The organism is Thermosyntropha sp., from assembly GCF_017656155.1.
Classification (GTDB): domain Bacteria; phylum Bacillota; class Syntrophomonadia; order Syntrophomonadales; family Syntrophomonadaceae; genus Thermosyntropha.
On record NZ_JACDOH010000007.1, the window covers coordinates 60,889 to 84,471 of the forward strand.

The following is a 23,583-nucleotide window of genomic DNA, read 5'->3' on the forward strand; positions in this document are numbered from 1 at the left end:
AGTAGCAAACCTCTTTATTCCACTGAAACATAATAGCTGTAATGCGGCTGTCCGCCGTAATGGACTTCTATATCACAATCAGGATAAAGATCTATTATCTCTTCTTTAATCTGGTTAGCCCGTTCTTCCGTAATATCATCGCCATAAAATAGAGTTATAAGCTCACTGTCTTCATTCGCCATTTTGGCCAATAACTCTATTAAAGCTTCTTTATCATCAACGGCAGTCAAAACAATCTCACCCTCTAAGATTCCGATCACATCACCTTCTTTAATTTTTAAACCGTTAACCGCCGAATCTCTCACCGCATAAGTTATTTCGCCCCATCTTACCTGTTCCATTTCCTCTCTCATATTCTGAACCATCTCTTCTATATCACCTTCAGGATCATAAGCAATAAGGGCAGTAACCGCCTGCATAACAGATTTAGTGGGAACAACCCTGACTTCCTTTCCACAAATCTCTGCTGCCTGTTCAGCTGATAAAATCACATTACTGTTATTCGGGAGAATAATCACACTCTCTGCATCAACTTCATCGCAGGCATTAAGAATATCCTCAGTGCTGGGATTCATCGTCTGCCCGCCTTCTACCACCTTGTCTACTCCCAGGTTCTGTAATATATCAACTATCCCTACTCCTGCTCCTACAGCCACCAAACCTATCTTCTTGCTGAACTTCTTTTCACCATAATTGGATTCTTCCCAATTATGCAGGTGTTCATGGGCTTCTTCCAGCATATTATTTATCTTTATATCGCTGAGTTGACCCCACTGCAGGCAGGTTTCAAGAACCTTGCCCGGATGATTGGAATGAATGTGCACCTTAACCATTTCTTCGTCTCCGACCACCAGCATAGAATCCCCAAGTGGTTCGAGATGATCTTTTATATCTTCTATATCAAGATTTTCTCCTTTAATCAAAAGTTCTGTACAATATTGGAATTCCAGGGATATTTCTTCTCCCGAAGCCTTTCTAAATGAAGGAGCAGCCACTTCCCGATATGTTTCGAGTTCTATTTCTTTTTCACCTGCTAATCCTTCGACCAAACCTTCCAAAAAATAAAGAAGTCCCTGACCTCCGGCATCAACTACTCCAGCTTCTCTTAAAACCGACAGCATACGGGGCGTCTTTTCCAGGGTTTCATAACCCTTTTCAATAGCAACAAACAAACAGGCAATAATATCAGAATTTTTTGCTGCTTCTTCCTCACATGCCTTGGCAGTTTCTCTTATTACAGTAAGTATAGTCCCTTCAACTGGCTTCATAACTGCCTTGTAAGCAGTCTCTGACCCCATCTTTAAAGCTTGTGCAATATCCATAGAATAAGCCTGTTTCTTGCCTTCCAACACCTTAGCCATTCCCCTAAAGATCTGAGACATAATAACTCCGGAATTGCCGCGGGCTCCCATTAAAGAACCCATTGACATAGCCTTGGCTACTTTGCCTATATCTTCCGACTTATTTTTTTCTCCCTCTTTTACTGCCGATAATATAGTCAAATACATATTAGTTCCGGTATCACCATCAGGAACCGGAAAAACATTAAGAAGGTCTACTTTATCGCGATTATGCTCTAATTTTATACAACCTGCTTTAATACTCCTTATCCACTCAATCCCGTTTATTTGTTCTAAAGCCAATGCTATTATCCTCCCCTAATTTTCTCTCATTACTTTTACTCCCTTGATATTTACATTAACTCTAGCAACAGGCAGTCCTGCATCATTTTCCAACACATAAGTAACTTTTTGCATTACATTATGTGCCACTTCGTGAATTTTTACTCCATATCCTACTATAACATACAGATCAACAATCAAACCTTCATCTGAATCCCTTACTTCTACACCTTTGCGAACAGATTCCATTCCTAAAATGCTAGTAAGCCCAGACTGAATATTTTGTGGCACCATCCCTACCAATCCATAACAGTCTATGGCAGCCAAACCTGCTATAGTTTCAACTACTTCCTTGCCAACAAATATATCACCTAATCCAGTATTTTTCACCTTATACATTGATATCCCTCCTAAATTATAAGGATACTAATTTTAATTCTATAGTGCAAATATTTATTCCTTCTTCTTGCCCTTTACCTTTCCTTTTGATACAATATTTAAGTGATTGTGAAAGAGAGGGGGCAAAATTATGGCAAAATGCGAAATATGCGGCAAGGGCGTTACTTTCGGCAAACAATACAGCCACTCCCACATAAGAACTAGCCGCCAGTGGAAACCTAACATACAGCGAGTAAAAATAATTGTAGATGGAACTCCTAAAAAAGCGTACGTTTGTACTCGCTGTCTGCGTTCCGGGAAAGTACAAAGAGCCATTTAAGCTGATAAGCCTTAGATAGTTATCTAAGGCTTTTTACTTCTTTCCTCTGCAATCTCTTCCGGAAAATAAGTATAAACTTCATTGCAGAAATTGCACCTGACTTCTATTTTTCCTTCATTATTGTAAATATCATTAAGCTCCTCATCTGAAAAACCTGCCAAGATTCCCTTAAGCCTTTTCCGGCTACAACTACATTTAAATGCTAAATCTTTTCGGTCTAAAATTTCATAATCTTTTCCCTGCATAATCTTATCCAGAACATATTCCAGACTTACCCCTGACTCTATCACACCGCTTATAGGTCCAAGATCAAGAATATTAGTTTCAATTTTTTCCAACAAAACATCATCAGCACCTGGCATGGCCTGAACCAGAACTCCTCCAGCCGCTTTAATACTAAGGTCTTTATCTACCAGCACCCCTAATGAAACTAAAGATGGAATCTGCTCTGATTTAAGAAAATAATATGCAAGATCTTCTGCTATCTCTCCACTCACAAGTTCCACCCTCCCTACAAAAGGCTGTTTTAACCCTAAATCTTTTACTACTTCCAGATAGCCATTTTTTCCTACCAAACTGCCTACATCAAGTTTGCCCGGACTCTTTGAAGGCAAATCAGCCTGCGGGTTTAAAGGATATGCCCGACCATTTCCTTTAGCATCAGCAGTAGCTACTATGCCTTCTATCGGTCCATCTCCTATTAATTTTAAAGTAAGGGTATCTTCTTCCCCTTTTAAATCAGCACCCATGATAAGAGCCGCAGTAAGCAACCGGCCGACTGCAGCTGAAGCAGTAGCCGAAGTATTATGTCTCTTCCTCATTTCATCAACCGTTAGAGTAGTCCTCGCCAAAAAAAGCCTCACATTTTTCCCTTCATCTACAGCTCTGATAAGATAATCCTTTCCCATAACTACTTCCCTTCTTTATCTTCTTTCCCTAAATTATAACACCAGCCTGAATTTTTCCAAAATTATAAGCCTTTATTACTTTATTAATTATAACCGTAGTAATATTCATAGTTAACATTATTTTCCCATAAGCTTTCGTTTTTTCCAAATTCACAACCTTATACTCCCATTTTTTAAATCATCTCCAGATAATAAGCAGGAATATAAATCAAAAATGTATAATAAGGATACAATTTAATTATACTGGGGGGTTTAAAATGCCATTATATGATTTTGAGGGAAAAAAGCCAGTAATAGGCAAAGATTCTTTTGTTCATCCGCAAGCCGTCCTTATCGGAGAAGTAGTGATCGGTAAAAACTGCTATATAGGTGCAGGAGCTGTCCTCAGAGGAGATTATGGTAAAATAATTGTAGAAAATGGAAGCAATATTCAAGACAATGCTACTTTACATGCAGAACCGGGAACTGAAGCTGTAGTCAGCGAAAATGCCCTAATAGGGCATGCCGCTATAGTTCACGGACCATGCAATATAGGGCAAAATTCAGTAATAGGCATGGGATCTGTGGTAAATACCGGATGTCAAATAGGGCCTGAATCATTGTTAGCCGCAGGCAGTGTCCTGCCACCGAACAAAACTGTCCCTTCCCGCAAAATAGCTATGGGCAATCCGGCCCGGATAGTAAAAGACCTAGATGAAAACATGCTAAATTACAACAAAGCAGCAGTTAAAATATATCAAGACCTAGCAGAGCGCTATCTTAAAGGGTTAAAACTTATAAAAGAATGAAAAACCACTTTATCCCATCATCGCCTATATAGAAATATAACTGTAAAACAGCTCCTATATCTGTTTTTATCTTCCTTATTCCTAGCTTGTCCTCACATGCCTTTCTTCAGGCAATTTGAGACACAAGCCCACAAAAAGTAAAATAAGTATAGAATTCAGGCTTATTAAAGCCTGAATTTTTATGTCTTATTACTTTTAGCCGTAGTAAAAGTAAGGGGAGAAAGGAGAATTATATGCTTAAAAAAAGCTTGACAACATTTATTATTTTATCCTTTTTAGCTGTTTCATTAACCCTTGTTATTCCCAACACCGCTGAAGCTGCTCAACCTGTTTTAAAGTGGGGCTCTGTAGGAGAAACCGTAAAAACACTACAACAGACTCTTAACAGCAAAGGCTACTGGTGCGGGGCAGTAGACGGGATATTCGGTAAAAAAACATATAATGCGGTTATAAAATTCCAAAAAGATGCAGGTATAAAAGTTGACGGAATAGTAGGTCCCCAAACCTGGAGGGCTTTAGGAAAAAATTCAAATACAAATTATACACAGCCTTCCAGAGGAACAGCTCGCACATTAACCGTAGTGGCAACAGGTTATTGTCCTTGTTATAAATGTAACTATCCGTTTTATGGACAACCTTCTTACTTAGGTTATCCATTAAGAAAAGGCATCGTAGCTGTTGACCCCAAGGTAATTCCTATGGGCAGTCGCCTCTACATTCCAGGATACGGAGAAGGTATAGCTGCCGATCAAGGCGGAGCAATCAAAGGAAACCGCATCGACTTATGTTTCAGCACTCACCAGGAAGCATTAAACTGGGGAATAAAAACTGTTACTATCACTGTTTATCCATAAAAAGCCGGGCAAAAGCCCGGCTTTTTATGGATATTTACTGTCTTTCAAAAATTTTACAAAATCTTGTGCTTCTTTTTCATTGGTAATTTGTCCTGTAATTTCTTTCTCAACTACCATTCGCAAAATATTTCCAACTTTTGAAGAAGGTCTTACACCTAAAATTTCCATCACTTTATCACCGTTTATATACCGCGGAAGTCTAAACCATTCCCTTCCTTCCTTCAAATAAAACTGCAGAAAATCTTCTACATAACAGGCATAATCAAAAACCTCCCCGTCAATATTATCATTATCAGCTGCAAAATCGGCCAAAGAAAATATCAGCAAAATCGGAGTATATTTATTATATTTATTCACAAACCTTCTTTTAGCCGATAAATCTCTCAAATTATTCTTATAAATTTTTGATACTTCACTGTATCCTTTCACAACGGTTAAAACTATATCCTTTTCCCAACCCGGCATTCTTAAAAAATCACACACTTCTTTTGCTTTCTTTACATTTCTCCTTTCAGAAGATGCAAAATTATCCAAAAGCACCGCCAGCTTAATTGCTGGTGTTATATCTTCTACAAATTCAGCAGTTGTTTTCTCATACAAACTTCTTATGTTATCAAAAATATCAGCAGTCAAACTTCCTTTCCAAAACTCCTCCAAAAACTTAAGCCGCACAAATTTATCAGACCAGGTATTTACCTCAGCATTATCTTCTAAATTCCGATTCCCAAAAAGCTTATCAAGAACACAGGATTTTTCTTGCATATACAAAAGAGTTTTCAGAGAGTCTTCAAAACCTAAAATCATCCTCAATTCTTTCCAGATTCTTTCCCCAGCAATTTTTCCCCAGTCTACCTTTACAGCTTCCATACAAAGTAAATTCAAGGTTTTATCTTCTATAAAAAAATCCAGACCTGAAGCTAAACGAAATGCACGCAAAATGCGCACCGCATCTTCCTTAAAAACCTGCGGATTAACCGCTCTTATAGTCTTTTTTTCAATATCATCCCTTCCCCTGTAAGGATCAATCACTTTTCCAAAATTTAAATCTCCTGACCTTAAAGGCAAAGCCATGGCATTAATTGTAAAATCCCTTCTCCCTAAATTATCCAGAATATCTCCTTCAGTAGTATACTCTACATCTATATAAATCTGATATTCTTTAAATGGTAAAACTAAACGAACAACTGTAGGATGGGCAAATTTTACAAGAACAACATCCAAAAAAGCTGCCAGTTTATCGGCAGAAGAAACATCTCCAATAACAACCAGATCAATATCAGCCGGAAACTTTCCCAGTATAAAATCCCTCACCGTCCCTCCCACCAGATATCCGGTTAAGTTTTCGGAATGAAGGAAAGATTTTACTTTATCAAGCAAGGTGTTAAACAAATCGGAAGTAAGCATTTTAAATAAAGTGCTCCTTTTTGCAAAAAAATTTACTTCAGAACTTAAACAAAACATTACCTCTGCCAAAAACAAGCAATTTTTTTAAGTTATTCTTTTTCATCTTTAGACATCTTTCTATAAATATCATCAAGTTTGTCATAAATGTTAGATAACATTATCATCATAAAGCCCAGCATTATAAAAGTTACTATTTCTTTAGTATAAAAAGCCAGTAAGCCCAAAATAAGCAAATAAAAAGCTTGCCAGCCAGAATTATTGATAAATTTCTTCACAATTTCCCCCCATAAAACAGCTTCAGTTTCCATCTGCATTTCACAATAAAAAACAAAAACAGCGTATGAACCGGCTTATGTATTCCATATTTTGCTTTATTAATAATTTTATATTTTTAAACAAAATTTTATTCTAACGACAAAATTTGTCAAATAAATTATTGCTTTTTTTTTTTTAAGCGATTAAACTCTTTATTAAAATAAAATATTAATAATAAATATATGGAGGTGATATATAAAAAAATTATTTATATTATTATTAAAATTACACACTTTTATTTTTTATCTTTTCTAACTAAAATTGAAAGGAGTATTTTTCATGCGCAAAAAGGGTATAAACTTCCTCATATTATCATGTCTATGTTTAACATTAGTTTTTAATTTTTTTATAATAAACAAGGCAGTCTCGGCTGAGGATTCTTACTCTGTAAAATACAAAACTATTTTCAACGCAAATGAAATTACGGATTTAGACAGATTATATAATATTGCCAAAAGCAATTCTTTTTCAAAAAATACATCAATAAATCCCGCCAAAATGACCGCAATAAATGCAAGAGACAAAACAAAGCAAATAGTTCCAACCTATACAGCTACCCAGTTGCTAAAGATTGAAAAAACTGAAGATGGAATGGTAAGAAAAAGCTTTGCAACCACTTACTTCGCTGATGTGAAGAGTAGCTACCTCGAAGATCAGTATAGAGAACAGTGGGATGGAAGTTTATCTGTAAGAGCATACTCTACAGTATATTATTCTATAATTTCAAATCAAGGAATAAACTATTATAAACTTTCAAAAGTTAAAGGTGGATGGTATAAAGCAGATAATACCGTTTCACTATCCAATCGCCAGGTCACTATATCCAACCAAGGTTTTATTCTAGGAGGGGGTATTTCCAATACAATACTTTATAAATATCCTACTTCAAATAGTTTTTCATACTTATGTCCTTCTTCATGGCCTCCAGTAGCTGCTCATACTCACTATTTTCCTGGCTGCAGCACATCTGTCACCTTGACTAGAGGTGGAGAAAGTTGGATTTTACGACTTCCAAACAATTTACCGCCTACTTTATAAAAAACATAAAAGTGGAGGTCCTTTCACTATGCGTCTTAGAAAATATTTATCGGTTTTATTAATAATCATATTGGCAACAGGGATATTATCTGCTATCGTGTTTATTTCTAATCAATATTACTCAAAAACATATAATGCTGTAATTCAGTTGAGTATTGTTAATCTTTCCTATATTATACTCGGCATCATTTTGGGTATTGTCCACATAACAAGGCAACATAGCACTCCCGGAAACTGGAAAATTGATAAACTGCAAGTTGCGGTATTTACGATCCCTTTGTCAGTATTCTACCTGATGTTGATTTTTAACGTGCAAGACATTTTTATCCGCTATCACATGGTAATCAACAGTTTTTTTAAAGATGCGATAGGTATTCTCATAGGTTATTCATTTATAAGCAGCTTTTATAAAGGGTAACTTTTCAAATTCTTTAAATTCAAAAATACCATTATTTTTTTAGACTTAAACATTCTCGGTTTTTTATCACCGGGAATGTTTTTCCCCCTGCAGCTATAATAAACCGATCATCCGCCCTAGAGAAAATTATAACCCTAAAATAAAAAGAATCCCTGTAAAAACGCCCAATATGAATGCTCATATAGAATCGTTCTACGCAATTTTAAGAATGAATGCTACAGTCAAAATGAGTAGGAAGGGTAGTTTTGGGCTGGAAGTCTTTATTATCAGACATCAAAACATAAGCACGTACGGTTTTTAATTGATCCTGAATGCTTTCAATGAGAGGCAGGAAATCTTCATTGACAAAAAGTACTACATCTTCAGCATGGTTAATACAAAAAGCAATTTGGTCTGGGGACATACGTACGTTAACGGTGTGGAACAGACTTTCGTACAGGGGGATTGCCCAATGAGCTTCCAAGTAACGGTAGGTGTCCCATTCCAGCATACCAACTGCCTCACCTTGTTTGACTCCCAAGTAAGACAGGTCATTTGATAACTGTTTAACACGGTCATAGTGTTCAAGATAAGTAAACTGGCGTTCATCACGATACTTAATAATTTGGTTGGGAGCATACAACACACCATAATCTAAAAAAGGTCGCAGTGTAAGTTGATATTGATAACCGATGCTTTTCATTATTTAACCTCCTGATATTACGATACTACAATAATGATAACTCTCGATTATAATGCGGGGTGATTACTATATAGCCCCCTAACCAAATTGGATAAAAAACGTTTGAGTGATAAGATAAGAACATAAAAAACAAGGGGGTAATTATATGACCAAAAGAGAATATACTCAGAAATTCAAAGAACAAATAATAAAAGAATGCCAGGAAGTTGGCAATATAGCGCTGGTCGCACGCAGACATAATATTTCTCCTAATACCATTCAAACCTGGGTACGGAAGATTAAACAGACAGGTTCATTAAATCCATTACCTAAAAATAGCAAAAAAAGAAGGCAAGAAATCGAAAAAAGATTAGAAGACATAAGCCGTGAAAATAATGAATTAAAAAAGCTTTTAGGAGAAAAAGAACTCGAACTTGCTGTATTAAGAGATATGAGGGATAAAATAAACCCTCAGTAACCGACAAAGTCGAAATAGCTCAAAAGTGGATAAACAAGGGATACAAAGCTTCTCTTATCTTGGACTTTGTCGGGCTTTCTCCATCCACATATTACGAAAATATATCCAGAAAACACTGCATCTCAGAAAAAAATAAGTCTGAAGTATATGCTGCTCCTAAAAACGTTGGAGGAAGACCGTTTTCTGGATATTCCCTCACCGGTAAAGGAGAAAAAATATCTGATGAACAAATAAAAGAATTTTTGTGCGAATTAGTATGCGGTGACGGCTTTATGGATGCTTACCGGATTATAACAGAATATATGGAATTTTATAACCAGCGTCGAAGACATGGAAGTATAAAATTTATGACTCCAACTGGATTTTACGAAGCATTTATGAGTAATTCTGTAAAACTCGAATCTTTTAGTGCATAATCTCCGGATTTAGGGGGTCAAGCCGTAGTTCCTGTAGATGGGTTTCAATTCCTTATAGGTAAGCTACAAACTACCTACCATGAGTCCAAGCATATAGCCACCCTGTAGTTTCAATTCCTTATAGGTAAGCTACAAACTACCTACCATGAGTCCAAGCATATAGCCACCCTGTAGTTTCAATTCCTTATAGGTAAGCTACAAACTAGCCTTTACGAGCAGATCAACTGTTATCGCCGGATGTTTCAATTCCTTATAGGTAAGCTACAAACTAATATAGGAGGATGATAAAATGATAGTTAAAGTTGGGTTTCAATTCCTTATAGGTAAGCTACAAACTTAAAGCTCCCAAACGGGACTGTAAGATTCAAGGATAGTTTCAATTCCTTATAGGTAAGCTACAAACGAACAGCTTGAATGTCTCTTCCTTGCCAGTGATAATAGTTTCAATTCCTTATAGGTAAGCTACAAACCAAATTCCCTGCTTCCCCCCTTTTTGCCGTCCGCCGTTTCAATTCCTTATAGGTAAGCTACAAACCCCAGCTTGTCCATATGTCACCTCTGTTGAACGAAGTTTCAATTCCTTATAGGTAAGCTACAAACCTGCCTCAGCAACTTTAATTGCTAAAGATGCTGAAGTAAGTTTCAATTCCTTATAGGTAAGCTACAAACGGCTTTATCCTTATACAAAATATTATCTGGAGGGCAGTTTCAATTCCTTATAGGTAAGCTACAAACGATATATGTCTCAACGGGTTTTTTCATCCCCCTAGAAGGTTTCAATTCCTTATAGGTAAGCTACAAACGGAGTAGAACGGGAGGGGAAGAACTATGAAAAAAGCAGGTTTCAATTCCTTATAGGTAAGCTACAAACATTCCCTACACCTGATACTTCCAGCGCCTATTGTTTGGTTTCAATTCCTTATAGGTAAGCTACAAACGGTTTTAGTTCTTTTTCTGCCCAGTCCATTAGATCAGGTTTCAATTCCTTATAGGTAAGCTACAAACCAGTCCAGCAGCGGCCCAAAGAGCAGCTCTGGATATTTGTTTCAATTCCTTATAGGTAAGCTACAAACTAACGGCGATACAAAAGTATTTGTTATGCGTGGTGGTTTCAATTCCTTATAGGTAAGCTACAAACGGGAACCTGGCACAAGTGGAAATAAAGCTGATTATAGTTTCAATTCCTTATAGGTAAGCTACAAACTTAGCCAGTTTTCTTAAAGCTTTAATTTTTTCAGGAGGGTTTCAATTCCTTATAGGTAAGCTACAAACGGATTGATGCTCAAAAAAGCGTGAAAGAACAGTTCGTCGTTTCAATTCCTTATAGGTAAGCTACAAACCGGGCAGCCACTTGAAGTTGACCAATACACCACATGCGTTTCAATTCCTTATAGGTAAGCTACAAACGGATTGATGCTCAAAAAAGCGTGAAAGAACAGTTCGTCGTTTCAATTCCTTATAGGTAAGCTACAAACTATCTCTTTCGATTACAAGACACCTAGCGAATGTTTGTTTCAATTCCTTATAGGTAAGCTACAAACACGCTAGAACGCAAAAATTATTAGAATAGCATGAACTAAGCTATTCTCTTATATCTCTCGCTTATTTTACTAAAAATTCCATTATTCCGCAAGCCTTTGGGGATTTTATTTGTCGTCGACCTTCCGTGGTTTTTACATTACTTGAGGTCGACGACAAATTTACAGATTCCTTTTATAAAAAGTTGTCCTGCCCTCCTTTTTTTATTCCCATTATTTCCCGATTTGAATATTTTGTGGTGCGGAAGGTATAAAATATTATGGAATCATATTCTTCATCGATGACTTTGTCCAGCTCATACTTTAAACGGCGAAAACTGCTTTCGGTTATCTCTCCTTCTAAAACAGAATTCTGCACCCAATACAAATATTTGCGGGAAATTTTCAAAACTTTTCCCACCCTTTTTTCTCCTACATCATAAACCATTATGACAAACAAACTAATCACTTCCTACCAGCGGGATACAAAAGGTTCATATTCTTTTTCCCCTATAAGATGTTTTTCAAGTTTATAAAGTTCCATACGAATAATTCTCCTATAAGATACTTCGCGCCCCAGTTCACGGTGTTTTATAGTAGTCTGCAGCTTTTCTTCCCAGCCCTGAATAAATACCCTCCTTCCTTTTTCATTAAGCAGTATACTGTCGGTCTTGGCTTCAAAATAACTTGCCTTAAGCATGTTGCGTCCTATTAAAGCAAATATAAGCCGGTCCACCAAAATCGGCTTGAAAATTTCGGCAATATCAAGGTTAAGGGTAAATTTTCGAAAGTTGGTAGTATGCAGATAACCTATTCTAGGATCGAGATGAGTTTTGTAAATTTCGCTCAAAACAGTAGTATAAGCCAAAGTGTTGCCAAAACTTATAAGGGCATTTATACGATCCCTGGGCGGCCTTCTGCTACGTCCTTCAAAATAGAATTCAGGATTATCAATTATGGTATTAAAAGCCTCATAATAAACATCTCTAATGTTGCCTTCAATAGCCATAAGCTCCTCAACAGTAGTGCAACCATCAAGCAGACCAATTAATCTATCTATTTTTTCCATTTCTTCATTTAGTTCTTTACCGCGGTTGTTGTAATATTTTAAGACATTAAGGATATTCAAAGCCGCCCCTCTTACAAAGGCGCGCGCCAGGGTTATCCGTTTACTCTCATCCAGATAGAATTCTGCCTGTTTCAATATCATATAGCCAGAGTTGAGATGTTCACGCGGATAATAGCTCCCGGTATAATAGCCGTAATTGTTAAAAAAGTGCAGTATTATCTCCTTTTGGGTCATGAATTCCAAAAACCTTTTATTTAATGTTACTTCACCAAATATGAGTATTTCATTTATATCTTCAATCGGCAGGTATTTTCGATCTTTTTCACTTTCAAAATAAATCGTGTTGTCTTTGCGTTTAAACTCTCCGCTATTGAAAACATAAATAGTTTTTTTCACAATACCACCCGTCTTATTTATGCCCAGCAAAACTCTGCATAAGCACAGTTTTTACAGTATTTGTTTTTCTGCGGAAGAGGAGGGAAATTCTCTAAAGCTATTTTTTCAATATTCGCCATAGCCTCCCTTATTTCCCTTTCTTCTTTTTCTCCCAGATTTATTTCGATTTTTTTTCTTTCTTCAGGTATTAAAAGCTCGCCTTTGGCTTCTATTCCCATTTCTTTCAGCTGAAGAAGATAAAATAGAAGCTGCTTGCTTGCACTTTCCACAAAACGTGATGATTTTTTGATTTCACCTACCACTAAACGACCTTTTTCCGTGCGCAGAATATCAAATTTTCCGGTAGTTATATCTACCTCTTTTTTCTCCCTCTCATAAGCAATTTTCCCTATAAGTCTTCCTATCCTTATATTCTCATCATCCTGGTCAGGCTCTAAACCATGTGACATAAGCCAAACCTGCCTTGGACATATGTAGTAATACCATATCATGGTTCCTGTTATGTTAAAGTCCATACGATCACCTGTTCTCCATTAAAAGAAAATGTCATAATCATGCACATCTCTTTTAAAGCCGCTATTCTCATCATAATATTCCTCTGCTCCTTCTAAAGGCAGAGAAAACAGGATCCCTTTTTCTCCTATTCTATCCTGCACAAAAAACTTAGCATATTTAACCGGCATGGAAATGGTATAGCTGGCAAAAATACTTTTTATTTTTAGGTACTTTTCGGTCCTAACTGCGAAATCCTTTTCCTTGATTACGTCCCAAAAATCCTGGTAAGCACTTTCCACTTCCGGAGTTAATCGGAATAAAACATCTATATAGTCCGGATTGTTCTGGATAATTGAAAAACCTGCTATATGATCTTTATCCATTGCAAAGTTTTCTACAGCATCAATCAAGTCATATGATTTTTGCTGGCTCACATTTTCCTTTACTTTTTGATAATATTTCTCGATTAGCAGTAAATAATCTTTTTCTTCAAGCTCTTCGTATTCTTCTAAAACTTCTCGCGTCAAATTAAGGTTGGTTTTTCCATATATGTAATATGCCAGACGTTTCCCATTTTTGTCTTTGAGATTATACAAATAAACCCAGCCTTTCTCGTCATCATAATGAATTCCTGAACGGTTGCATCTGCCTGCACACTGGATAATGGAATCCAATGGTGCAAAATCCCTTATAACCACGTCAAAGTCGAGATCAACTCCGGCTTCCACCACCTGAGTAGCAACTAAAATAAGCTTTTCCTTGTTCTTTAGTTTCTCAGCAATTTTCTGAACCCTTCTCTTTCTATCAGCCGGAACTAAATTAGTGGAGAGGTAATATAAAGGCTCACCCCGCCCTTGTTCTTTTATTATTTTTTTAACACGTCTGTAAATCTCTAGAGAAGAATTTATAGTATTACATACAATCATCACTGATTTATTGCTCAAAATTATTTCTTTTATATCCTCAATAAATTCTTCTATGAACATATCCTTTTTTTTCAGCATAAGCCTGGTTCGGTTAAATTTTTGATAATATAAAGGATATTCAGGCAGCAACTCACAAACCGGAAAAGCTTGAACAAGTTCTCCGCTAAATATCACCGGTTTGGTAGCGGTCATCAAAATCACCCGGCTGTCGAATTCCCGGCATAAAATTTTCAGGAGGTGTTCAACCAGCGGGTAAAATTTTATATCTAATGCCTGTATTTCATCAATCAAAAATACAGCCCCCGCATAATTATGCAGCTTCTTAAGCATACGGTTGCGGTGGGTTAAAATGCTTTCGAAAAACTGCACAAAGGTAGTAACTGTTACTCTGCTGAACCAGTTTTCCAGGTAGAGCTGCAGTTCACTCAAAGAGTATTTTTCCATATCATTTTCTTCTTCTTCACTGTTGGTATCAGAATAAGCCAAATGGTGATGTTTAGCTATATACGATAATTTCCTCTTTATATCGCTGCTCTCATCTTGCAAACTTTCACTTATAAGCCGGTCAATAAAATCATAGTTTTGATCAATTATTGAGGTAAAAGGAAGAACATATATAATTTTGCGATTGCCGCCCAGTTTTTCAGCCAGTTTAGCAGCTGCACAAAAACCGGTTAGTGTCTTGCCTGAACCAGTAGGACTGGTAATAGTAAATATCTTTGCTTTATCCCAGTTATCTTCAATATTTTTGGACACTTCATCAAATATTTTTTCACGTATCTTATTAATGTCTTTTTTCACCTGGGTTTCAGGATCTGATATTATTTTTCCTTTAGCTGACAGTAAATCTCTATAAGATATGTGTCCGGGCGATATGACATCCAAACCTGCGGCATCAATTTTGTCAGCAGCTATAAGGGAAGAATATATAAACTGATGCAGAAAATAACTGCTTGGATTCCTGTATTTTTCATTAACCTTGAAATTATATTCTATGCGCAAAAGCCTTTTTAAATAAACCTCCGGGGTAAAGCCTAGAACAAAATCCTGAATAATTTTCTCCTCAATTATATCTTTACATGTTCTTTTTACATCTTCTAAATTGTTTGCTATATCTTCTATCTGCTTTCTGGCAATCTCCACATTATTAGTCAGAACCGGTCCCAAATTTTTCGATCCCTCAGGCAATATTTCACTGTAAGAACTCAAGTTGCCATGATGGTGGTATATACTGCTGTAAACAGCAAGGGGGATTAGAGAATCATCCCCCCATATGCCTAAAGCCCAATAAGCCCCAAACAATGCGGAAAGAAAGCCATGCTGCTTTAATTTAGAGTTTTCTAAAGGTTCTTTATTGAGATACTTTTGAAAAAAAGTAGTAAACTTCCCAAAATCATGAGAAAGCCCTGCTATTCTAGCTGCTTCCTTGTACGGCTTGGGACAATAATCAGCTGCTAAAATACTCACCTGTTTCAGATGTTCCCCTAAATCCTTTCCTGGATGGGAATAAAATTTCACTTTGTTCATCCCCCTGAAGCTTAATAAAAAACTATATTATCTTCTAGATTCTTTCCATCCCAGCTATAGACAACTTTATGGCAGGCCTCCGCATTTTTCAGTTTCACCCGCAAACCCTTGCCTTTGTCTTCATATAAATATGTCCTGGTATTTATAGGGTATCGTTCAGGAGTAAAATCAACCGGCATTTTATCTTTTACCAGAACACTATCATCAAAAAACTGGTTAAAATCTAATTTTTCGACCAGGTTTATATCTACTGGAGTTACAATAGTCATGATTTCAGGAGTATCAACACCTTTAAGCTCCCCTTCTCCTATATATTCGATATGAGCCGCAAAAGGAGCAGCTCCCAAATAAGGCGGGAAAACACAACGCCTGTCAATAAGCCGTTTTTGCAAATCATGATATAAAGTTTTGTCTGCCAGCCGGGCATAAATCCTGTATCTTATTTCTGGATCGCCGCATATGATTTCAAATGGAATCTGGGTATGTCCATCGGGATATACAAAATGTTTGGATGTTGTAATTTTCATATAATTCAAACTCTGCACCAGCTTGCGGGTAGGATTAATCTTACCCACCGCTATATCAAGATTTTGGGAGCTTAAAATTTCATAATAACTGTCCCGCTCCAAGCCTAAAATTGCTGCTATAATTCCTGCCACGGTGGTGCGCGGCGGAAGCGAATAGCTCAAAGACGAGGAATTGGTATATATCTTACGGAAATGAGCGAAACAGCCAGTAAGGTCAAAGATAATTACCTGCATAAAATCATCCCTTACTTATATTTCTTGAACGCTGAAACAATTTAATATATCTTTCACATGCCTGGTTTCGCCATTTTCCAGGGTTTTAAGCTCTTCATCCTGGAAAAGGTAAATATTCTTTATCAAGTCTTTATTTTTTACCAAATATTCTTTTAATCTTCCGCATTCTAAGGCACATTCATTGATGGAACGCAGGCTTTCTTCATAAGAAATCAGATCAATATAATTGCGCAGGTCGTTGAGCATAGTTTCATTATCTTTAAATTCTACCCTCAAATAAAGCCTGGGGGTTTGTCCAATCTTACTCCGGGTAGTCTGAAGGGGTATAGCCTTTTTCATGGCCTCATCCAGCAGTTTTATGTCATTTGCGCTCAAATCAGTAAATTCAGCTCTTTTTCCGCTTATAACCCCGGAAAATGCTATAAACGAATATTTTACGCGGTAGTCCTTGCCCATTGCTCCCTGACGGTTACTGCTGCTGCTGGCAAAGTGAGAAGTTATGCTGGATTCTAGAAGCTCTACCTTGTTTAAGGAATAGCCCCAGTTGAACTGAACTGGCCCAATAAAAGCCCGATTATCGTTTTTTACGGAAACCGTAGCTCCAAATAGCCTTATGTCGATAAACCTTTCAAAGATAGTTTTATCATCAGCATTTTTTAAATCCTTAATCCTTTCTTCCGCTGTAACCGGTTTGCCTTCAATTTTCTGTACATAAAGCTCATGGCCCTTGTCTAAAAGATAATCCCTTATATATCGCTTTAAGCGCAAATCTGAAACCAGATTAATGTTTCTCTCATCATCCATGCGCGGGCGGTTTTCTTCATCGGGATCTCCGTTCGGATTAGCCATTTGGGCATCATAAAGGTAAAGCATCAGGCTGTTGTCCATTATTCCCTTCCTCCTTAGTCTTTTTTATAGGTGCCGTTGTGGCATAAGCATATCCTGAGAGCAGATAAAACAAGTTCTCATCTTTGCTAAGTTTCCAATTAGGCAAATTTTTGTCCATAAGCTGGCTTAAAACTGCAAATACCCTTTCATTGTAGTGCAAAATTTTTTCCTGCCGCATTTTGTTAAAAATCTCAGAACGCAGTTTCATTAATTTACTGGTGTCAATCCCATTGAAATTTATTTTGTTGAGAACCGGCTTATAGTTTCCTTCACCTCCGCTCTCCTTTAATCTTTTGGCCTGGGCATTCCCTACTTCTCCAACCAGGTAGCCTAGCAAAAACATAGCCCCCTGCATCTCGTTATAGCCCATGTCCTGCATAAAATTCTTTACTTCTTCCTTTAAATCCAGCCTGCTGTAATCCACTCTTTCACCACCTTTCATACATCCCATATATTCAAGGAATTTTACAAAAAATACCCCATCTAGAATCTTATAATGCAGGTTTTCCTTTTTAGCGCCAGAAACATTGAACCCTTTTCTTTCATAAAAAACTACAGCAAAGCATGTATTCAAATTTTCAATAATATGTTTTTTATCCACCTGACGCCCGGTAAACAAGGCATCATAAAGGGCTAAAATATCCCGAAAAGTTGCATTCTCACTTTTTTTATCAGAAAACCTAATCGGGATAGAATAGTAAACCTGCTCTAACCCGCCATTATAGCGGTAAATCCCTTTAAAATAATCTTCTGCTTTTTTCTGCAAATCTCCAACTGCCCTTGACATCTTTTCGAAAAACGATGGGTGAACATCTTTTATAAGCCTTAAAATCTTGGTAGAGGCATTGGCTTCGCGAATAAAGACAAAATCCAGCAGATAATAAATATCATCAAAATCCTTCATCTGATCTATAAGTTTCTTAAACTCTCCAAGCTCTTTTAAACTTTTGGCTCCGTTAATCGTCCCAACTATGTTTTTGCTGAGTTCTTCCATCCTCCCCGCATTGAGGCCTTCTCCATATATCAAATCAGGGATGACTAAGACATCAAATCCGCCTATCTGGGTCTTCATATTTTGCTTCAAAAAATTTTCCCCCGCTTGCATTTTTTCAATACAGTCCCTACACAGGTTAAGGCTTTTCCGGTAATCTTCCAGATTTCCCTTAAATATCTCCTGATTGGTAGTAAAGTATTTTATCTGCATCTTGTTTAAATCTGAACTTATATTTTCTCTGCTTCCGCATATATTGCACTCTAAGTCATAATTAGTTTTATTCTCCTGGATAACCTGCGGGAATTTGGCTTCGATTACTTTTTCCCGGTATTCAGGATAATCAGATACCGGAATATCATCTATAATCACCGTATATAAACCTATTTCTTTGGAAGTTATCCCGTAAGTGTTTTTGAGCCAATTGTTTAATTCTTTCTGAATTTTGTCCAAAAGCTTTTTCCCCGGTTTGCTTTCATTTTTGACTTCTTCCCATATATCTTCCATATCCTTATCGGTAATGCCCAATTTTGAAATATCAAGCATATATTGATATTTTTTATCTCCTACCTCTTCCCGGGGAAATTCATAGTAGAAATTTTCGACTATGTAATCTGCTTTTTCTTTTAATATTCCTAGTTCATAAATATTAGGGAAAAATTCACTTAAAATATAATTGCTTGTAGTGCTTGTAACCTGCCACTGAGGAGATCTTGAGGAACCAATTCTTCCTATATGCAGATATTTATACGCTGAACTGGCATCTATTTCTTCATTTACATCAACCTTAAACTCTCCTTTTTCCGTATTAAATATGAACTTGCATACATGCTGTGGTTTTCCTTTTTTTTCATAGGGCACCTTCTTTATAAGAGAAATCAGCTTATCCCTTTCACCCAGCACCATATCCCCCAGGGCAATTATGCTCTCTAACATCATCTTCCCTCCTTAATTTCAAAACAGCCAAATCCTTGGGAGTTTTTGCTGCCCAAACCTGTATTATAAGCAATTTTTATCAGCTCAGGATTACCTCTAAGCCAATAATCTCCATCATAGCCTTTAACAATAAAATTTTTATAGTATATTATACGCGAAAACTTATCGCCTCCATTTCCAACCGGGATAACCTCTATTTCATCTGCGCATTTTTCCCTGTTTATAATCTCAAATTTTTTGTGGAGATTCTGATTTATAAGAGCTGTAAATTTTTCCTCCCAAGGAGAGTAATAGCGGGTTTTCTTTCTTTCTGCATTAATTTCAGTACTGTAGGCAACCACCGGAGAAAGCATTTTCACCAATACTTTATCTCTAAAATCTGGTTCTCTGTGCACCTTTATTCCTTCAACCTCAACTAAATTATTTCCTAAAACTTTAACCCCGCCCCGAATCAAGGTTTCAGCTACATCAGTTATAAATTTTTCAACCGGTGAAGATATAACTAGCCTAACCGGGGATGCAAAAGTTACCACCTTTTTATCCCTGTCAACAGTTATATCACCTAAAAGCTTGGAAAATGTAAAAAGCTTAAAACTGCGGCTGCCGTACTTGTAGCCCTGGTTATGCAGAAAATCCCGGTAGTCTTTATCTGTAATTTGTCGATATATAAATCCCTGTACTATATGGTTATAATGTTGCGGAAGTGTAATCTCCTTATCAGCCGTAAGATTAACCGTTATTCTCATATCCTTGCGCCCCTTCTCAAACCAATTTTTATATGTAAAATTCTACTAATTTCTGCTTATTCCTGCTTAAATTTTAATCTAATCTGGTGACAGGAGAATGTCACTAAAAAATAAAAAAACTTCCTGCCTTTCGCAGGAAGTTTTTATTCTCATCATTTTTATTCTTCCATCTCTTCTAACACATCAATAAAAACCTCTACAATCTCCGGATCAAACTGGCTGCCGGCATTTTTCTTGATCTCTTCTAAAGCTTCTTTTTTAGTCAATGGCTTTCGGTAAGGCCGATTGCTGGTCATGGCATCAAAAGCGTCTGCCACTGCCAGTATGCGACACTCAAGCGGAATTTCTTCTCCTTTTAAACCTAGAGGATAACCTGTTCCATCCCATCTTTCATGATGTTTTAATATTAGATCCGCAATACCCGCCATATCAGGAGATGAAACAGCTATGCGGTATCCTTTTTCCGGATGACGTTTGATTACCTCCCATTCTTCATCAGTAAGGGGAGAAGTTTTAAATAAAATATTGTCAGGAATTGCAACCTTTCCCAAGTCATGAACCTCAGCCAGCAGAATGAGGTCAGCCATCTGCTGGAAGGAAAGATTCATTTTTTGTCCCATTTCTTTGCATATTTTTTTCAGCCTTTCGGCATGGCCATAAGCCAGATAATCTTTTTCCTCCAAAGCTGTCATAAGTGCACTTACAATCCGGTTGCGTGCACTGGTGCGGTTTAAAAGCTTAGTACGGTACATTAAATCATCAGCCCGTTTAAAGGTCTGTTCTAAATCCTCATCCGCACTTAAACTCGTTGCCGCTCCTATTGATATCTTAAGGGGTAAAGCGGGATGTTTTTCATTGTAAGCTTCAACAGCTGCATATAATCTTTCAACAATCTCTTCCGCCGCTCTTTCATCTGTTTTCGGCAAAAGTGCAGCAAATTCATCTCCTCCGATGCGGGCAACTGCATCTGAAGCCCTAAAAGCACTTTTTAAAACTGCGGCACATGCCTTAAGCATTTCATCCCCTATATTATGGCCCATAGTATCATTGATAAGCTTTAATCCATCTAAGTCAGCAATTATTATAGTTACAGGATAATCCCGTCCTTTTGCCAGGCGTTTCATCTCTTCTTCAAAAAATGCCCGATTGTAAAGTCCGGTTAATGCATCATGCAGTGACAGGTATTTAAGTTCATTTTCATAACGCTTGCGTTCTGTTATATCAAGACCTGCCTTTACAACTCCAGCAACTCTTCCATTTTTATCTTTGATTGGTTTGGCATTGATACTAAATATCCTTCCGTCAGGAAATTCAACTTCTTCCTGCTCCTCTTGTCCGGTTTCAAGAGCTTTTACTGCCGGACAACCCGGGCAATATTCATCTCTTTTAGCCCATAGCTGATAACATTTTGCCCCAATGAGATCGTTCATACTGTAATTTTCAGCATGTTCTTCAGCAGCAACTCTATTAAACCAAATCAAATGTAAATCAGGATCTAACAAAGCAACTCGCTCAGCAAGGCTGTCTAATATCATATTTTTTTCGGTTATAAGACGCTCTATCTCTTCTTCCAATATTTTACGCGGAGTTACATCTCTCAAAAAATGCAGGGTAGCTGCTTTTCCTTCCCATTCAATTACAGCAGCATTATCCTCTACCCATATTTTCTGGTTATATCTACCTGAAAGTTTAAAAGAAACTATTAAATTGGAACGTTTTTTTTCCGTTAAATCCCGGTATCTTTTTAGGAACTTTTCCCATTCGCCGGTTTCCATGTCTAGAAAATCCCTACAATCTCTGTATAATATTTCATCAAATTTGTAACCTATATCTGATATCATTTTTCCACGGGCAAACACTATTACTTTATCCTGAATTACTATAATCGCCCCCGGAGCACTTTCCAGAAGCGAATACCATTTTCTCTCATTTTTTATTATATCTTCCTGTTGTTTGGTTATTCTCTCCATCATTTTTTGAATAGCAGAGGAGAGTAGGGTAAACTCATCTTTTTCCCCAAAAACAGGAATATCGGGAGGAAAAGAAGAAACTAAGTCCGTTTTTTCAACTGCTGAAGTAAGCTCAAGGATTTTAGTCACAAATTTTCGGTTAAACCATATCCAGGCCAGATAAAAACATAGAATCAGCGCACTCAACAGTAATACCTCATAAGCTATGGCAACTGAACCTAAGATCTTTGGAACCCATCTTTGATAACGGACTTCAAGAAATAAAACATTTCTTCCATATATATCCTTCAAAATGGTAATCCTACTATTCTTATTTTCTGATATATTATCTTTTCTGACATAAAACTTAATATCATTTCCAGCCGTGCCGACCAGTTCAAAATCCAATAAATCGCTGTATTCAAATGGATAAATTGATAGATTGAGCTTTATCCTCTCAGAAATTATCTTTAACTCTTCATCTGTTAATTTTCGCGCAAAAATCAAACTCCCATGTCCTAATCCGCTGCCGTCGCTTTTTAAAACAGGTCTGGCTGCAACTAATACCGGCCCTTCAGATGTCATCATTATTCCTTTTTTGCCACCTGGAATATTTGATACATTTAAAAAGATTTCCGAAGGTACGTGAATATCCTTTTTCATAACAAAGTCATAGCCTCTGGCATAAATTTTTTCGTTTTTAGAGTTCAAGACAACGATATAATTCAATCTTAAACCTTCAAACGTGCTGTTTAATAAATTTTTATCTATATAATCCCGGTTCTTTTCTTCTACAAATCTGTAGGTATCGTCCCATTCCGCTTCATCATTGACTGCCCTGTCCAGATTCTCCACCTCATCTTTTAGAGCATAAACGGCACGTTCCATATTACTGTCCATAATCTTAGTTTCTATTCTATCCGCAATATTCCTCGTTATAACATGAGAGATAAAAACAAAAACTAATCCACAGGTTACAAAAAAAATCAAAAAAGCTATAAAAATTTTATTTTTTAAAGACATCTGCTCTAATCTCTCCCCTAAAACTCAAAATATAAATGTCCACATACATAATCGCAACACTTTATCATAATACAATATTTTTCATACCAAAATACACAAAAATAAAAGCCTAATTTAATTATATTTTAATATAAACTCATGACATATTTCTGTCATAAAATAAAAAACTCTCTGCCTACGGCAGAGAAAATTATTGTAATCCAGTCAATTTATTGTTTCAATTTTTCTTTCAGCTTCTTTTCAACCGGCAATGGAACCATTGCGCTTACATCACCACCCAATATAGCAGCTTCTTTTACCCCACTGGAGCTTATAAATATATACTCCGGCCTGGACATGACGAATATAGTATCAACATCAGGCAGAAGATTTTTGTTCATATATGCCATAGTCGCTTCATATTCAAAATCGGAAACAGTCCTCAAACCACGTATTATAGCACAAGCCTTTTTTTCGCGGATATAATCAACTAAAAGTCCGCTGAAAGATTCCACTTCCACATTATCAAGATGAGAAATCGATTCTTTTATAAGTTCTACCCTTTCTTCCAACGTAAACAAAGCTTTTTTGTTTATGTTATGGACAACAGCGATTATAATTTTATCAAAAATTTTGCTGGTTTTTTCTAAAATATCAATATGTCCCCTGGTGATAGGATCAAAGCTGCCAGGATAAACAGCCAATTTCATCTTCCTGCCCCCCGTCAATGTAGATTTCAGGTATTATTTCTATCCTTAAA

At 36.8% G+C, this 23,583-nt stretch carries 24 protein-coding genes and 1 CRISPR repeat array; of the genes, 7 read left to right on the top strand and 17 right to left on the bottom strand.

Going from position 1 to position 23,583, the window contains the following annotated elements:
• Positions 1–14: 14 nt before the first annotated feature.
• On the bottom strand, positions 15–1,643 hold the full coding sequence (locus H0Z36_RS07825; protein WP_296865217.1) for a DAK2 domain-containing protein: 1,629 nt from the start codon (positions 1,641–1,643) through the stop codon (positions 15–17).
• A 15-nt stretch (positions 1,644–1,658) separates the two neighbouring features.
• Positions 1,659–2,021: an Asp23/Gls24 family envelope stress response protein gene (locus H0Z36_RS07830; protein WP_296865219.1), complete on the bottom strand. Its 363-nt coding sequence runs from the start codon at positions 2,019–2,021 to the stop codon at positions 1,659–1,661.
• 130 nt (positions 2,022–2,151) lie between these two features.
• Between H0Z36_RS07830 and rpmB the strand changes: the two genes are divergently transcribed.
• Positions 2,152–2,340 carry a 50S ribosomal protein L28 gene (gene rpmB, locus H0Z36_RS07835; protein WP_296865221.1) on the top strand — a complete coding sequence of 63 codons (189 nt, stop codon included), beginning with the start codon at positions 2,152–2,154 and terminating at the stop codon, positions 2,338–2,340.
• A gap of 23 nt (positions 2,341–2,363) precedes the next feature.
• On the opposite strand, the gene hslO is transcribed toward rpmB, so the two are convergent.
• Both hslO and H0Z36_RS07845 read right to left on the bottom strand, forming a co-directional pair.
• Entirely contained in the window at positions 2,364–3,248 is an 885-nt protein-coding gene (hslO, locus tag H0Z36_RS07840) for an Hsp33 family molecular chaperone HslO (protein WP_296865223.1), read from the bottom strand.
• 28 nt (positions 3,249–3,276) lie between these two features.
• Entirely contained in the window at positions 3,277–3,402 is a 126-nt protein-coding gene (locus H0Z36_RS07845) for a hypothetical protein (RefSeq protein WP_296865226.1), read from the bottom strand.
• A gap of 103 nt (positions 3,403–3,505) precedes the next feature.
• On the opposite strand from H0Z36_RS07845, the gene H0Z36_RS07850 reads away from it, so the two are divergent.
• Positions 3,506–4,036 carry a DapH/DapD/GlmU-related protein gene (locus tag H0Z36_RS07850; protein WP_296865228.1) on the top strand — a complete coding sequence of 177 codons (531 nt, stop codon included), beginning with the start codon at positions 3,506–3,508 and terminating at the stop codon, positions 4,034–4,036.
• A 233-nt stretch (positions 4,037–4,269) separates the two neighbouring features.
• Entirely contained in the window at positions 4,270–4,890 is a 621-nt protein-coding gene (locus H0Z36_RS07855) for a peptidoglycan-binding protein (protein WP_296865230.1), read from the top strand.
• A 24-nt stretch (positions 4,891–4,914) separates the two neighbouring features.
• Here the strand turns inward: H0Z36_RS07855 and H0Z36_RS07860 are convergent, their stop codons facing one another.
• Together H0Z36_RS07860 and H0Z36_RS07865 are read right to left on the bottom strand one after the other, a co-directional pair.
• Positions 4,915–6,363 (bottom strand): hypothetical protein, encoded by a 1,449-nt coding sequence (locus tag H0Z36_RS07860; protein ID WP_296865232.1) that lies wholly within the window; start codon positions 6,361–6,363, stop codon positions 4,915–4,917.
• 20 nt (positions 6,364–6,383) lie between these two features.
• Positions 6,384–6,569: a hypothetical protein gene (locus H0Z36_RS07865; protein WP_296865234.1), complete on the bottom strand. Its 186-nt coding sequence runs from the start codon at positions 6,567–6,569 to the stop codon at positions 6,384–6,386.
• A 319-nt stretch (positions 6,570–6,888) separates the two neighbouring features.
• On the opposite strand from H0Z36_RS07865, the gene H0Z36_RS07870 reads away from it, so the two are divergent.
• Together H0Z36_RS07870 and H0Z36_RS07875 are read left to right on the top strand one after the other, a co-directional pair.
• Positions 6,889–7,647 (top strand): hypothetical protein, encoded by a 759-nt coding sequence (locus H0Z36_RS07870; protein WP_296865236.1) that lies wholly within the window; start codon positions 6,889–6,891, stop codon positions 7,645–7,647.
• A gap of 28 nt (positions 7,648–7,675) precedes the next feature.
• On the top strand, positions 7,676–8,065 hold the full coding sequence (locus tag H0Z36_RS07875) for a hypothetical protein (protein ID WP_296865238.1): 390 nt from the start codon (positions 7,676–7,678) through the stop codon (positions 8,063–8,065).
• A gap of 202 nt (positions 8,066–8,267) precedes the next feature.
• Here H0Z36_RS07875 and H0Z36_RS07880 read toward each other — a convergent pair whose 3' ends face one another.
• A complete protein-coding gene (locus tag H0Z36_RS07880; RefSeq protein WP_296865240.1) occupies positions 8,268–8,747 on the bottom strand; it encodes an AMP-binding protein in 480 nt (159 codons plus the stop codon).
• 145 nt (positions 8,748–8,892) lie between these two features.
• Between H0Z36_RS07880 and H0Z36_RS07885 the strand changes: the two genes are divergently transcribed.
• Complete coding sequence (locus H0Z36_RS07885) at positions 8,893–9,204, top strand: transposase (protein ID WP_296865242.1); 312 nt, start codon at positions 8,893–8,895, stop codon at positions 9,202–9,204.
• A 59-nt stretch (positions 9,205–9,263) separates the two neighbouring features.
• Complete coding sequence (locus H0Z36_RS07890; protein ID WP_296865244.1) at positions 9,264–9,620, top strand: hypothetical protein; 357 nt, start codon at positions 9,264–9,266, stop codon at positions 9,618–9,620.
• Positions 9,621–9,661: 41 nt separating this feature from the next.
• Positions 9,662–11,161: a CRISPR direct-repeat array (repeat unit 30 nt; unit sequence GTTTCAATTCCTTATAGGTAAGCTACAAAC).
• 172 nt (positions 11,162–11,333) lie between these two features.
• On the opposite strand, the gene cas2 is transcribed toward H0Z36_RS07890, so the two are convergent.
• The 10 genes from cas2 to coaD form a co-directional block, all read right to left on the bottom strand.
• Positions 11,334–11,597 carry a CRISPR-associated endonuclease Cas2 gene (cas2, locus tag H0Z36_RS07895; protein ID WP_296865246.1) on the bottom strand — a complete coding sequence of 88 codons (264 nt, stop codon included), beginning with the start codon at positions 11,595–11,597 and terminating at the stop codon, positions 11,334–11,336.
• A 12-nt stretch (positions 11,598–11,609) separates the two neighbouring features.
• Complete coding sequence (gene cas1b, locus H0Z36_RS07900) at positions 11,610–12,602, bottom strand: type I-B CRISPR-associated endonuclease Cas1b (protein ID WP_296865248.1); 993 nt, start codon at positions 12,600–12,602, stop codon at positions 11,610–11,612.
• 17 nt (positions 12,603–12,619) lie between these two features.
• The gene (cas4, locus tag H0Z36_RS07905; RefSeq protein WP_296865250.1) at positions 12,620–13,117 is read right to left on the bottom strand and encodes a CRISPR-associated protein Cas4; all 498 of its coding nucleotides are present in this window, start codon (positions 13,115–13,117) and stop codon (positions 12,620–12,622) included.
• 18 nt (positions 13,118–13,135) lie between these two features.
• Positions 13,136–15,550, bottom strand: coding sequence for a CRISPR-associated helicase Cas3' (cas3, locus tag H0Z36_RS07910; RefSeq protein ID WP_296865252.1), 2,415 nt, complete (start codon positions 15,548–15,550; stop codon positions 13,136–13,138).
• An 11-nt stretch (positions 15,551–15,561) separates the two neighbouring features.
• A complete protein-coding gene (cas5b, locus tag H0Z36_RS07915; RefSeq protein WP_296865255.1) occupies positions 15,562–16,311 on the bottom strand; it encodes a type I-B CRISPR-associated protein Cas5b in 750 nt (249 codons plus the stop codon).
• Positions 16,312–16,326: 15 nt separating this feature from the next.
• Positions 16,327–17,199: a type I-B CRISPR-associated protein Cas7/Csh2 gene (gene cas7b / locus H0Z36_RS07920; protein WP_296865257.1), complete on the bottom strand. Its 873-nt coding sequence runs from the start codon at positions 17,197–17,199 to the stop codon at positions 16,327–16,329.
• Positions 17,168–19,129 carry a TIGR02556 family CRISPR-associated protein gene (locus tag H0Z36_RS07925; protein ID WP_296865259.1) on the bottom strand — a complete coding sequence of 654 codons (1,962 nt, stop codon included), beginning with the start codon at positions 19,127–19,129 and terminating at the stop codon, positions 17,168–17,170. Before H0Z36_RS07925 ends, cas7b begins: the two co-directional genes overlap by 32 nt.
• Positions 19,126–19,872 carry a CRISPR-associated endoribonuclease Cas6 gene (cas6, locus tag H0Z36_RS07930; protein WP_296865261.1) on the bottom strand — a complete coding sequence of 249 codons (747 nt, stop codon included), beginning with the start codon at positions 19,870–19,872 and terminating at the stop codon, positions 19,126–19,128. Before cas6 ends, H0Z36_RS07925 begins: the two co-directional genes overlap by 4 nt.
• Positions 19,873–20,030: 158 nt before the next feature.
• On the bottom strand, positions 20,031–22,844 hold the full coding sequence (locus H0Z36_RS07935; protein ID WP_296865262.1) for an HD domain-containing phosphohydrolase: 2,814 nt from the start codon (positions 22,842–22,844) through the stop codon (positions 20,031–20,033).
• Positions 22,845–23,053: 209 nt separating this feature from the next.
• Complete coding sequence (gene coaD, locus H0Z36_RS07940) at positions 23,054–23,533, bottom strand: pantetheine-phosphate adenylyltransferase (protein WP_296865264.1); 480 nt, start codon at positions 23,531–23,533, stop codon at positions 23,054–23,056.
• Between the last annotated feature and the right edge of the window lie 50 nt (positions 23,534–23,583).